The organism is Niabella beijingensis (assembly GCF_020034665.1).
Taxonomy (GTDB): Bacteria; Bacteroidota; Bacteroidia; order Chitinophagales; family Chitinophagaceae; genus Niabella; species Niabella beijingensis.
The window spans coordinates 2,639,367-2,652,892 of sequence record NZ_JAIQDI010000002.1; the positions used below are offsets into that span (position 1 = coordinate 2,639,367).

General features: G+C 49.7%; 10 protein-coding genes. 5 read left to right on the top strand and 5 right to left on the bottom strand.

The features are described 5' to 3' along the window. Positions 1–79 precede the first annotated feature (79 nt). Positions 80–2,050: a heparin-sulfate lyase HepC gene (hepC, locus tag K7B07_RS27035; protein ID WP_223713729.1), complete on the bottom strand. Its 1,971-nt coding sequence runs from the start codon at positions 2,048–2,050 to the stop codon at positions 80–82. 173 nt (positions 2,051–2,223) lie between these two features. Then, on the bottom strand, positions 2,224–6,243 hold the full coding sequence (locus tag K7B07_RS27740; protein WP_262903594.1) for a hybrid sensor histidine kinase/response regulator transcription factor: 4,020 nt from the start codon (positions 6,241–6,243) through the stop codon (positions 2,224–2,226). Positions 6,244–6,416: 173 nt separating this feature from the next. On the opposite strand from K7B07_RS27740, the gene K7B07_RS27060 reads away from it, so the two are divergent. Both K7B07_RS27060 and K7B07_RS27065 read left to right on the top strand, forming a co-directional pair. Beyond that, positions 6,417–6,803: a hypothetical protein gene (locus K7B07_RS27060; RefSeq protein WP_223713731.1), complete on the top strand. Its 387-nt coding sequence runs from the start codon at positions 6,417–6,419 to the stop codon at positions 6,801–6,803. A 97-nt stretch (positions 6,804–6,900) separates the two neighbouring features. Further along, the gene (locus K7B07_RS27065; protein WP_223713733.1) at positions 6,901–7,458 is read left to right on the top strand and encodes a GNAT family N-acetyltransferase; all 558 of its coding nucleotides are present in this window, start codon (positions 6,901–6,903) and stop codon (positions 7,456–7,458) included. A 17-nt stretch (positions 7,459–7,475) separates the two neighbouring features. Here the strand turns inward: K7B07_RS27065 and K7B07_RS27070 are convergent, their stop codons facing one another. The 3 genes from K7B07_RS27070 to K7B07_RS27080 form a co-directional block, all read right to left on the bottom strand. Then, positions 7,476–9,044, bottom strand: a complete 1,569-nt coding sequence (locus K7B07_RS27070) for a hypothetical protein (RefSeq protein WP_223713734.1) — start codon at positions 9,042–9,044, stop codon at positions 7,476–7,478. Positions 9,045–9,094: 50 nt separating this feature from the next. Next, complete coding sequence (locus K7B07_RS27075) at positions 9,095–11,374, bottom strand: TonB-dependent receptor (RefSeq protein WP_223713736.1); 2,280 nt, start codon at positions 11,372–11,374, stop codon at positions 9,095–9,097. Positions 11,375–11,487: 113 nt separating this feature from the next. After that, positions 11,488–11,865, bottom strand: a complete 378-nt coding sequence (locus K7B07_RS27080) for a hypothetical protein (protein ID WP_223713737.1) — start codon at positions 11,863–11,865, stop codon at positions 11,488–11,490. Positions 11,866–12,135: 270 nt separating this feature from the next. On the opposite strand from K7B07_RS27080, the gene K7B07_RS27085 reads away from it, so the two are divergent. The 3 genes from K7B07_RS27085 to K7B07_RS27095 all read left to right on the top strand — a co-directional run bounded on the left by K7B07_RS27085 (position 12,136) and on the right by K7B07_RS27095 (position 13,395). Then, positions 12,136–12,684, top strand: coding sequence for a hypothetical protein (locus K7B07_RS27085; protein WP_223713739.1), 549 nt, complete (start codon positions 12,136–12,138; stop codon positions 12,682–12,684). A gap of 9 nt (positions 12,685–12,693) precedes the next feature. Then, the gene (locus tag K7B07_RS27090; protein ID WP_223713740.1) at positions 12,694–12,855 is read left to right on the top strand and encodes a hypothetical protein; all 162 of its coding nucleotides are present in this window, start codon (positions 12,694–12,696) and stop codon (positions 12,853–12,855) included. Between the two features lie 93 nt (positions 12,856–12,948). Beyond that, a complete protein-coding gene (locus K7B07_RS27095) occupies positions 12,949–13,395 on the top strand; it encodes a DoxX family membrane protein (protein ID WP_223713742.1) in 447 nt (148 codons plus the stop codon). Positions 13,396–13,526 lie beyond the last annotated feature (131 nt).

Here is a 13,526-nt window from a genome sequence, read left to right on the forward strand (position 1 = left end):
GCAGATTTTTATGTTTAGAAAAGGTTTAGATGCGTGCGCTTACCAGCCTGTTTACAAGGACTCCGGTCTCCCGGTGCGCCTAAAAGGATGCCGTTATCTTTTTACTTACGCCATCTACAATAAGCGTAAGATCGATTTTCCCGTTCATAAGATCGTTGCCGGCCTGCTCCTTCACCGTTATAACCGGTACCACCGAACCACTGTAAGGATACAATACGGTCATAAAGATTTGTGCTGTTGTGTCTGCTTTCTGCTTTTCAAATGCAAAGGCAGGTCGTGGCTCTTCCTTTTGATATTCATACGACACAAAACTCTGCTCTTCCTTCATATCGACCTTGTCCCTGTTAAAATTCTGAATCAGCAGGTTGTTCCCATCGCTGTAGGTGGTATAAGCCCTGTGAGTTTTATGGTCCAGCACGGGTTGACTGTCTTCTTTAAAATTAAAATGGATCCCCAGTTTACCGGTTGCCCGTCCAAAGGCTTTATCAATGATAATAAAACAGGTCCGGTCGATAAATAAAAAGGTCCGCTGGTGATTCAGTTCCCCATAGCCGGGGTTTACATAACTCAGTATTTCCGGTTCCGCGCAGGGCTCCCATTTTTTTAATGAAGCCTTATTGATGATCGTTTTATCATCCAGGGTCAGTGTCTGGTGTGCCCTGGTACTGCGGTACCAGTCCCGTTTGGCATTTTCCTGATTGCCCACATTGGCATATACAAAACTGCCGGCATCGGGCGTAAAATCGCGGCCCTTCACCCAAAGTACAAAGTTGCCGTTATCGGGATGTGAATGAAACGCCGCGGGCGGTCCCGCCTTTATCTGCATTACAGTGGCGTTCCTGCCCCAGCCACTTCTGAAGGCATAAAAGCCGGCATCGGGCAGCACCGATGAAAGATAATCCGGCCGGGTGCCGGAAGCACCATCAGTCGCATAATATTCGATCACCCTGTTTTTTGGAAAAACAGCCGCCCATGTCCGGTAGTTATCCAGCATCGCCTTTTTTGTGGTCTGGAAAGCATTTCCGTACAGCGGATAGGTGTAATCCGGAAAAGAGTATTTACCAACCGCCAGCACCATTTTTTCCACCAGGCTCCGGTATTGTTCCGGGAATTCCTGTGCCACACCTCCGAGTTGCGCGATCTGTAAAGCATCCAGGAAAATTTTTATAGTGCCGATATGATAGCCCGGAGACAGCTCAAACTGCATGCCATCCGGCAACACCTGTTTTACAATCTCCGCATTCAGTACTCCTATTCCGCTTTTACGCCAGCCTGATGCTGCCTTCAGCTCCGGAAAAGTACTTCCTGCGTACATCAGGTGAAGCGCCTCATATAAACGGTGATTGCCCTTATCCGTATAATGGTGCATCACATAATCCGCCTGTTCATTATAGGAGTTCAGGAACTCCATTAAAAAAGCCGGCGTAAAATGGGAAGAGTGAAGGAACAGGTTGAAAAAACCCGACCAGTGATTCAGCCGGAAAGATACCACAAAGGCCTTCCAGGCATATTCCTGGTCATCCGGATAAGCCCCCTGCCGGTTCTTTCTGATCCAGTCGCGCACCTGGGACACCCATTCCTTCGCATATTTTTCATCACCGGTGGCCCGGTATACCAACCCCAGCGGTTCCCAGAAAGCGGTCCGGTGCAGGAATGTGGTCAGCAGCTGATCCTGCACCGGACGGTATTGCCAGTTAATGTCACGGCCATAGTCAAACATAGGATATCCTTTATGCGGTTTAAACCGGTGCAGCAGCACATTATTGGCCAGGTACAGTGTATTGGAGTCTACTTTTCTGCCGGCGAACTGTTTTGCATCGGCGGCATTAAAATCCAGGTGACGCACTCCTGTCCTGCTCCTGTAATAATCCAGCAGGGCCGCAGCCGCCTCCCGGTATTCTCCCTCATTTACGCGGGCGTTTACTTTTTCCAGTCCGGGGAAGCCCAGGTTGATCTTTTCAAAACTTTCCCTGCTAATGGGCATTTCCTGGGCGGCCGGGTATTGAGCGGCCAGGATCAACAAACAAACGATCGCAATTATCTTATTCATACAGCCTATCCTGTTTTATCCGGCACTAAACTAGCGCCCGGAAGACATCCGGGTTTTCAAAATCAATTAAAAAACTTTCAAATTTGATGAAGCGGGACTGTAATACAGCCAAAAACGGGATAAATAAGAGATCCACGGATGCTGATGCCCCGGAAAAAGTACCGGATGGCAGCTCACAACGGATCGCTGCCATCCGGATCTCTTTTCCGTTCCAGGTACTCGGATGGCATGCACCCGTAGAACTGCCTGAATGCGGTGGAGAAATAAGACGCAGTATTAAAGCCGCATAAATAGGCGATTTCGCCAATGGTGTGTTTTCCCGATTCGATCAGCCCGGCGGCCTTGCCTAACCGGATACGGCGGATAAGGGCAGTGGCCGATTCGCCGGTTATCGCCTTTAGTTTCAGATACAGGTTGGTGCGGCTCATGCCCACCTCGCGGCTCAGCTTATCCACCGAAAAATCATAGGCATCAATATTCTCCTCTACAACGGAGATCACCTGTCTTAAAAATTCTTCATCGATCGTATTAAAGGTGATCTTGTCGGGCTCCACCGTTTTGCTGGCTGAATAATATTCTTTTAGCTGGCGGCGGGAACGGAGCAGGCTCTGCACCCGGGCATCCAGCAGGGCAATTGAAAAAGGTTTGGTCACATAGGCATCTGCTCCCATTTCAAAACCTTTTATCTGCTGACGGGTTTCGCTTTTGGCCGTGAGCAGCAAAACCGGCAGGTGGCTGGTCTGGATATTTTGCTTGATGCGTCTGCAGAAATGCAGTCCGTCCATCTCCGGCATCATGATATCACTGATGATCAGATCGGGTTGATAGGTCCGCAGGAGCTCCAGGGCTTCTTCCCCGTTCCCGGCGGTTTCCACGGTATATTTTGTACTGAAATATTCCTTTATATACTGCACCATTTCTTCGTTATCATCCACCACCAGTAAGGATGCCGCTGTTTCCATACCGTCCGATTCCTTATCGCCGGTCAGGGTCACCGGCTCCTCCACCTCACCGGCAGGATCATCACTTATTTGTTCTGCTGCAGCTCCTTCCACCTTGACATCCCCTTCATAAGCGGGGTCATCCATGGGCAGACGGACAGTAAATACACTTCCCTGCCCCGGAACACTATTCACCTCTATGGTACCGTGATGCAGCTCCACCAGCCGTTTGGTAAATGCCAGCCCCACGCCGGAGCCCAGGTTTGTTTCCTGGCGGTCTACCTGGTAAAAGCGGTCAAAAATATGCTCCAGATGCCGCCGTTCGATTCCCGTTCCCGAATCGGTCACCTGTATCACCGCCTGCCCGGCTTCCTGCGAAAGCCCAAGGGTGATGTGGCCCTGCAGAGGCGTATATTTAAAGGCGTTCGACAACAGGTTGAACAGGATGTTTTCAAGCGCGTCCCTGTCGAAATAAAATACCAGTCCTTCCACCGGTGCCGAGAACCGGTAATCTGTTTCATTTTTTTCAGCCAGGGCATTAAAGGAACGGTACACTTCTTTTGCAAACCGGACGAGGTCGCTGCGCGACACCCGCAGCCGCCGGGTACCCATTTCTGTTTTCCTGAATTCAAAAAGCTGGTTCACCAGCTGGTAAAGACGCCGGGTATTCATCAGCATCAGTTCATGCCGGCGGCGTATCTTTTTATCAGCGACCGGCTCACGTGTCATCTCCTCCAGCGGCGCCAGGATCAGTGTAAGCGGGGTTCGCAGCTCATGTGATACATTGGTAAAGAATTCCGTTTTTACCTGGTTGATATCATTTACTTTTTCCCGTTCCAGGCGCTCCAGTTTCAGCTGATGCATGGTCCGCATGCGCTCCGTAAAGATCCTGTACAAAAAGTAGGCAGCAGCGGCGATCAGCAATATCACAACAAGATAGAACCAGGTACTCCGGTACCATACCGGCAATATCCGTATGCGCAGCAGGCGCTCCGGACTTACTTCTCCCTGCGGGCCCACTGCCTTTAGATGCAGCGTATAATTCCCGGGCTGCAGGTTGGTATAGCTGACACGGGGTACCCCCTCTGTTTCCTGCCAGCCGTTATCAAACCCATCCAGCCTGTAGAAGTATTTTGTACGATTGGCAGACACATAGTTAAAGGTATTGAACGACACTGCGAATTGTTTATACTCGTGTCCGAAACGCAGCAGGTCTGCCTGGTTAATATGGGATTTTAAAATACCGGTAGCATCCCCCGGAACCACCGTATGATCAAACACTTCCAGTCCGGTGAATGTTACACGCAGGGGCAACGCATCCTGCTTTAATGCGCGGGGATAGAAATAAGAGATCCCGTTAATTCCCCCAAACAGCAGCATTCCGTCTGCAGCGCGACAGGAAGCATAGGTATTGAACTGCCCGTTCTGTAGCCCGTCCCTGCTGTCGAAATACTGGAGCTTTCCTGTACCGGGGTGGTATTTGACCAGGCTTGTATTGGCAGCGATCCACAAGTTACCCTCGTCATCCGGTAGCATGCTGTTGATATTGCCTCTTAAAAAGTCCTTGCGCTGGTTGTAATTTATAAAGGATTTTGCGGTCTCATCATAAAGATTGAGCCCGTCCCTTGTACCGATCCATATCCTTTTTTCCGGATCTTCCGCTATAAAATTGATCACATCGCTGCTGAGGGATGCCCGGGCAAGCGGTTCGAAAAGCATATTGTCCGGATAAAAAAGATTTACGCCCCTGGTGGTGCCGATCCAGATCCGGTGGCGGCTGTCTTCCATCAAAAAAGTGATCTCATCAGAACTCAGCCGGCTGCCGGTCCGGTCGGTAAACAATGGCGTGAATGCCGCTTCTTTATACTGAAACTGGCTGAACCCGCTACGTGTACCCACCCATATACGTCCGGAGTGGTCTTTTAACAGCGCATACACCATATCGCCCGGTATGCTGCGGGGATTGCCCGGATCATGACGGAAATTTTTTCCGGTGCCGGTTGCGGGATCAAGAAGATCCAGTCCTGTATTGTGCATTCCCAGAAAAACAGTGCCGTTATCGCCAAACGCGATGGCCTTTATATTATTGGAGCTAAGCCCCTGCCCGTTTTCATTATGGGTATAATATCTGATCGAGTTAGTACCCGGCTGCCAGTAATTGAGTCCGCGGTCGTTGGTACCAATCCAGAAACCGCCTTTATGATCCTGCCGGATCACATTTACCACCTTATCATTAAGGGCAGGTGTGCCGGAATTCTGGCTCAGCTGGTTAAAGCGTATCTGCTGACTGTGGTAATAGTTAACCCCGCCATAAAAAGTACCCAGCCACATGCCCGCCTGTTTATCGCGGTAAATACAACGCACAGAGTTCTGGCTCAGCGTAAAGGGCAGATCGGCCTGGTGATAATAATTATGCATCCGGCCCTGTGCATCCAATATGGCGAGTCCCCTGAATGTACCGATCCATATATTACCTGTGGCATCCCTGCATATGCTGCGCACATCATCATCGGGAATACCGGAGGTCCCGCGGCGGTAATTCACCGGCGGCTTACCTTTTGTATCCATGCGTATCAGCCCCGCGCCTTCTGTGCCGATCCACAGATCGCTTCCGTCTGCATATACCGTATTGATACGCACGTTTCCCACACCGGCATTGAATGGTTCGGTTTTTTTAGTATCCAGGTCCAGCAACCACAACCCGTTCCCTGTGCCCAGCAGCATTTTTTTGCCAACGGGGGTAATGCTGTACAGTTCTTTTATACCATATGTCTCCCGGTCGAAGTCAACCGCCCGGAAGCTGGTGCCTGCCTTATCGGACCGGTACAACTCTCCGGAATTAGAACAGGCCCATAAGATCCCCTGCGGATCCTGGATCACAGCGGAGATATACCATTCTCCCGGATGAGGCGTGATGTTATAATTATTAAAGCTATCGCCTTCGTAATTATAGGAGCTGATGCCTCCGTTGCCACCGATCCATAAGCGCCCTTCCCGGTCTGTGAACAGGCATTTTATATAATAGGAGCCGATACTTCCCGGCAGGTTCTTTACGGGCCGGTAGATCCTGAAACTTTTGCCGTCATACCGGTTCAGTCCATCCTGTGTGCCCATCCACATAAAACCCAGAGAATCCTGAACAACCGCAAACACCGTGCTTTGAGAAAGGCCTTTATCTACCGAAATATTACCGAAATAGCGGGCCGGTGGCTGCGCCGCTACCTCACAAAAAAGCAGCAATGTAACCAACAAACAGCCTGTACGTCTTAAAATATTCCGCCCTTTCACTTTATTGTATACTGTCCGTTTTTACCACGAAACAAACAAATGTAATGATAAGCTTTAATACTTTTTATAACGGGGATTCGGGGCACAGGTTTGGTGGTCCGGCAAATGCGTATTAATTTTAGTCAAACATTGTCAGGATGCCTTCTAAAACAGCCACCACCAGGATTGCCGCCGCATTCAGGGACTATGAAAGTTTTAAATCCGACATTAAAGAAATGGAGGATGAAGTAACGCAGATAAGAACGGTCCGGGATGAATTGCTGAAAACTGCGGCCCGTGAAATCACCGATCTGGCAGCCCAGGAAATCGTTGACCATGATGAACAGATCTACAAACTGGAAAACGAGATCAGCAGGTATGAATTTGAAATGGAGAAAGTGACCACCTACCTGGAATCGGTATTTAACAAAATAGGGATCGACAAAGCCATACGCATCGTGAGCATCAGCAATGAAAATGTGGTCATCTATCGGAACGATAAGAACAAATTTTCCACCGAAAAGGAACCCAAATCGATCCTTTAACGGCAATGGCGCAGAACCGGTATTTTCCGGCTTTTCAGAAAAGTACGAAGCCGCCGCGGGAACAGCCGCGCTGTTATTTTTAAAACAGATACAAAAAATGATACGAATAGCCCCATTAACAACAATAGAAGGCAACCCTACCGAACAGTTTGGACACAACGGTTATACCACAACGGAAATATATACGGTCACCGGCACCTATACGCCGGACATCACAGGGTTTGAACTGAAAAAAAACTTCAGAAAATACACCAAGACCTGGAACACTACCCATGAAGATATCAGCGTGTATAACAGCATCCTGCAACAGGGGCATTCGTTTGCAGCTTATGAAGCAAATGAGCTCATCGGGTGGATCCTTTGTGAGCACCGGCAATGGAACAACACGTTATATATTGAGAACCTTCTTGTTTCCGAAAAATACAGGGGCAGGCAGATCGGCAAAAAGCTTCTTGCTGCGGCAATAGATCATTCAAGGATGCATCATTTCAGACTGCTCGAACTCGAAACCCAGAACACGAACCTGCCGGCGATCAGGTTTTACCGCAAGCAGGGGTTTGAAATAACCGGCTTCAGGCTGAAGCTCTACAACGGTGCGGACCAGGACGAAGTAGCATTGTATATGACCTTTGACCTTGCCTCCACTGTGGGCTGAGGCCCGGCTGAAATGCATCACGGGGCCTGCTTTCTGCGCCTGGACCGAAAATACAGCAGCAGCCCCACCACCACCATGGCTATCTGCATTGCTGCTCCGAACAGGGTACTGATGTCGCGCGTCATCTTGCCCCCCCAATCCATAAAATGATGTTTGTGAAAAAAAGCAAAACTATACCCTTCTGCCAGATCCCGGTCCTGTATCCTTGCGGCCAGCACGCCGGTTGTGGTTTCAATATAATAGCGTTCCCTGCCGTTGGTGGAATAGCCGACCCTCCAGACGGGCAGACGCTTATTGATGAATCCATACTCTTCTGTAAACTTTGTCACGGGCTGCACCAGCGGTGTATCAGCACTTTGCGGAGCACCCCGGAACTGTTCTGCAAGGTAACGGGCATATCGTTCATCTCCTTTTTGCAGGACCGTGTAATCATCCGCCCGGACATAAACCACATCAGGCATTGCGGCCGTCATTGTTTTCATCAGATCGGTCCTGCTTTCTGTAACACCCGGAGCCTTCTTTAAATAAAGCTGCCAGTACACAATACCATTCATCGTACAAAGCGATACGTCGCGGATCGCATACCCTCCTGCTGCTGCTCCCAGCTTTTTAAAATCCGGATCAACGGCTGCCGTCAAAAATGTATGCGGCAGCTGCTCCGGCCTTACCTTCACCGGTAATAACTTTTCAAGCGCATGGTAGCCCCCGCTGAAGGTGAACATCAGTGTGAACACCGACGCTATCAGTGACGTGTACCGGTGGTTCCGGCGCGCTTTTACCAGCGGGTGTGCCGATCTTTTTGTTTTGGTAACAACGAACAGGTAGAGCCCCAGCAATGTGGTAAGAAAACCCAGGAGCGTTATCACAACCATGATAAAATATTTGGTGGTGCCTAGTGCATTCATCCATTCCCAGGTATGAAAGATCCCAAAGAAACGGTCAAAGGCCGCCCTGCGGTTATCCACGGCAAACCCGAACCGTCCGGAATTGGTCGCTACATAAATACGGATGCCGTCCGGCCGGTCGAACGCCACTTTATAAACGGGCAGCAAGCGGTTGATGTATTTGTATTCACCATCAAATCGGGTGATGCGCTCCACGCCGGTTATTTTTGCGCCCCGGCTGTCCATGATGCGGGCTGTGGCCATCATACAACAATCATGATCCGATAAGGCTTCGGGTTGGCCGGCGGTATAGCCCGGATTGCCTGTACCCTCCAGGAAGGCCCGCGCAAGAAAGCGGGCATACAGTGCATCTCCATCCTTAAGCAGGTTCCCCGTCTTCGTACTGAAATAGCGGGTATCCGATCCCCAGCCATCTATGATGACCTGGTAAAACTGCTGTCCGCCCATCTGAACGATATGCACATTATTAAAGGAATCCACCTCATTCTGCTGTAATGCCTGCTGCAACGGTACGATAAGCTGTGCCGTATCGATGCCTGGTGCAACATAGGATTGAGAGGCGATCTGCGGGCGCAGGTTCGTCATCATCGGATGCATAAAACCGCTGACCGCCCACAACAGCACCGGAAGAGCAATAACCAGTGAAAGTACCCGGTGCAGCTTATAAATTTTCTTACGCATATTTTTACAGGATTGGGGCCGGCGGGATCGGTATCCAACCGGCCGGTCTTTTATTTACCAAAACGATACGCGATCCCGATGGTAATTTCCCGCGGATCACCCAGACTGTAGGAATAGGCAGCATTCCCATTTGTTGTCGCATTCTTTGACGCGAATACAGAATAATAAACATTCGTTGCATTGAGGGCATTCACCCATAGTTCAAACGCCTTCAGCCGGTAACCCGCCCTGAAATTCAGCACATCAAACCCTTTATAAGTATACAGGTCCAGATCGTCCATAAAATACCGGCCCTGGTGCTGCCATTCGGCGCTGATCCGAAAACCTTTTAAAAAGAAGGGTTTGTATATAACTTCCGCATTTGCTGTAAAACGTGGCGCTCCGCTCATCTCCTTTCCGCTGTAATCCACACCCCGAACGGTATTGCTGACAAACACATGTTTTGCATTGGTGCCGCTGAAGCGGATGGACAGGTCTTCAACCGGCTTATAAGTGATGCCGTATTCAATGCCGGTATGTTTGGTGGCCCCCGCATTCTGATTGCTATAAGAATTATCCGGTTGTTTTACAGAAATGATCTCATTTGTTCCCTTCAGCCGGTAGAGGCTCCAGTCGAGATACAGTTTCTGTTTCAGCAAGGCGGCCCATCCGCCGATCTCGTAATTGAAGAATGTCTGCGGCAACAGATACGGCGCTTCTTTTACACTGCTGTAGAGCTCGGTAAGCTGTGGCGGCACATACCCCTGGCTGTAGTTGGCGTACAGCCCCAGATACCTGAAGTTATAGGTAAGTCCCAGCTTGGGAGTGAATCGTCCGAAGCGGCTTATAGTAGATGCGGTGCTTACGCTTGAAGCCCCCGGGAGGTTATTGATGAAATAATACTGGAAGGCGTCGTAACGCAGGGCCAGCACCAGTTTCAGACTACGAATCGGTACCAGCTCATAGTTCAGGTAACTGGCCAGGTTGATGATACCCGTCTTATAATTACTGAGAAAGGAATCCACAGCGGGCGCAGCATAGCTGGTAAATTTTCCGCTGTTCAGGTCTTTATGCACCGAAATAAACCGGGCATCATATTGCTGCGGACTGTAGTCTACACTGGCGCCTGCGACGATCTTGCTTTGAAGCCAGTTCACCTTTTGGATATGCGTTGCAAACAGTGCATAGGTTTTAAAGGCGTTCTCATTGATCTGCCCCCTGAAACGTGCCGGATCTGCGGTGCTCGCAATGGAATAAGAAGGGTTCTGTCCGACGGTATTATCACGGTACAACAAGGCCAGATCCGTATTGCTGTTGCTGTTCCATTCATGACGGAGCATGGACTTATAACGCAGTGCATATACTTTCCGGTAGGTAAAGGTCTGCAGTGATGTATAATCCCTTTTTGCAAATTTGATGCTGTCGATCGATCCGGACATATCACTGTAGTAATCCACCAGGGCCAGCGTATTTGTCCAGGTCGTTTTATCATCGGGCCGGAAATCACTCCGCAGCGTTATTGCTTTTTTGCTGAAATCGCTGTATTCGATCGGTCCGTTGTGTTTATCAGCATAATACCCGCTGAGCAGTACTCCCCATTTACCAAAAGTACTTCCCGCCTGAAGGTCTGCACGTTTGTATCCCCGGTCGTTCAGCTGCAGACTTGCCTGTCCGCTTGCAAAGGCCGGTGCGCTCTGCGTAATGATATTCACCGCGCCACCTATAGCTTCCGAGCCGTATAATGCAGACGAAGGGCCTTTGATCACTTCGATGGATCGTGCTGCCGGCAGGTTCATTTCCAGCAGGGCATTATGATTATAAACTCCTGTGGTGCGGATGGGGATACCGTCTTCCATATAAAGAAAGAGGCTTTTGGTGGTCATGGGCTGGCGGATGCTCATCTCGTGCTGCTCATTGCCCAGGCTCACCATAAACACGCCGCTAACCTTATTGAGCAGCTGATCCAGGCGCTGCGCCCGCGTATCCTCGATGGTCTGCTTATTAATGGTAGCAATGGCAACCGGGGCCTCGGTCCTTTTCTGCAGGGTACGGTCTGCACTGACGACCACCTCCTGCATTAAACCCGTATTCTTTTTTAGCCCGGCATTCAGGCTGCCGTCACTAAACCGCTGTGTCATGTACCCTGTAATGCTGGCGTCAATAGCATGTGCACCGGTTGCAATAAGGAAGGATCCGTCCGGTGCTGATTGTAATGTATCTGTCGTTGTCCGGATCGTAACACCGGATAAGGGTTCCCGGGTATCCGCATCATACACCATGCCCCTGCGCGACTGGGCAAAAACCGTGCATGCCATCAGGATACCAGGAAACAGTATAAGAACATGTTTCATGGCTGACTTTAAATCAATAAGATGTTGAAAGGTTCATACGAAGGCCCTGCATACATAAGCATACAACAGCTTGCAGTTATAACCTTTCCAATAAAAAACAGAAATGGCGATCGTTAGCAGATCGTGGACGGAGGGTGGAATATGGCTGAGGCATAGTTAACAGGAACATTGCTGTCTGCGGCAAAGAATTGCCGGTTCTCTTTCTGCGGCAGCACTTCCAGCGATAACAGGAAAGCATTCCGGGAAGACAATACTTCCGCTTTGGCAGCCAGTTTCAGTTCCGGGGCCTGCCCTCTTTCCTTTTTTTCCTGCTCTTCGATCTTTTTCATCAGCTGGCATTTCCCGTCACAATGCATTTTCGGACGCGCCTTGTTCACACAGCGTTCCATGTATGCTTTCTTCTGCACCAGGTAATCCAGATAGAAGATCCCCTGGCTAAAAGATTGCCCGACAAAGGCGAGAAATAATATTACAGCAATAATTTTTTGCACCTGCGGCAAAGGTAGGGATTCGGTGTTATTTTCAATTCAAATACTTCATCTTTTGCAGGGCCGGCTGAAACACAATACAGGCCCGCATTCCGGCTTGCGAAAAAAAAGAAGTCCGCCGGTATTTACTATGAAAAGACCCAGGCATCCTTCCTGGTGCGGACATCGCTTCCCCCTGTTGAAAAAGTGCCACACAAAATACAACCCTGGTTTCCGGTTCTCTTTGCAGTAAGCTTTTTTTTGCCGTAATTAGTACTACATTCAGAAAATACAATGGCAACAAAATTAAGAACCGGTCTGGAGCCCGATCTAAAAACCGCGGAAGCGCATTATCCCGTGGTATTGGAGGCGCTTTTAAAATATACCAGCTGGTGTGACGAGCACGGCGATGAGGAGCTGCATGCGTACAGGCAGCTGGAAGATGCACTTCACCAGCTTACAGGCAAAGACCTGTCGCTATACAACCTGGGCGAATGGTGGGAAGAGGAGGGTGCAGAAGTACTGGCGTTCCGGATCAGCCTGCCGGATCCGCTGCCGGCAAGGGATATCACAAAGGCGGAGTTAACAGAGATCGTCACCCGTTTAAAGGATCCGGCCGCATACCGGCAGGAGCAAACAAATTTCTCCTCCCTGTTCTCCCTTTACCTCGATGAATATTATCATGTCTTGCTGAAGCTGAACTTCAACAGCTATCGCCGGCAGTTGTTTCAGCGAAATAAGGACCGGGACGGCCGCTGGTTTGAGTATACCACTGAAGAAATCATTAAACAATTATGGGCTGACCATCTGCCTCCATCGGATACAGATCAGCCCGTTAATTAAACAAATAACATGGAGCAGCTGAACAGGGAACAACTCTTCCTGCTGGCGAACCGGATCATAAATTCTGAAGGAGAAACAGCAGAAGAAAACGATGCTTTTTCAGACCTGTTTCCGGCCAGTGTACCCGCCCCCAATAAGATTCTTTTTTCACGTTTCTCTGTTGTCACTTAATTAAAAAAATATAGCTTCCCCTTGTTTCTTAAACCAGTTTAACCTGTATATCATTTACCTTGGTTAATTTTATCCTGCTCAAAAGAATCATCTATGAATGCAAAAATGACAACTATGGCCCAGCTGTTTTTAAGGGTGGCCCTTTCCGCTTCGTTTCTGTCGGCTGTGGCAGACAGATGGGGCATCTGGGGAAAGCCGGGAGATGCCCATGTGGCATGGGGTAACTGGGCCAACTTCCTGGTCTATAATCACTCCGTAAATTCCTATGCCGGGCCGCAGTTAAATCAATTACTGGCCGTTATTGCAACAAGCCTGGAACTGCTGCTGGCCCTTCTGCTACTGGCGGGGTATAAAACCAGGTTTACGGCAGCAGCAACCGGCACCCTGCTGCTTTGCTTTGCACTGGCCATGACCTATAGTTTTGGCATCAAACCCAGCCTGGATTATTCTGTATGGACCGGCGCAGCCGCGGCCTTCCTGCTCAGCGGCACCGGCCGCTACCGATACAGCGTTGATGAGCTGCTGCGCAGGCGCGCATAAACACGCACTGTTCCGGTCGGCCATTCCACGGATCCGGAACGGTTATCAGTGTATGCCTGTTTTGCTTCATCGCTATATTCCTTTTACCCGGGATCATCTATTGATCCGGGTAGCCTGACGCTGTACCAATC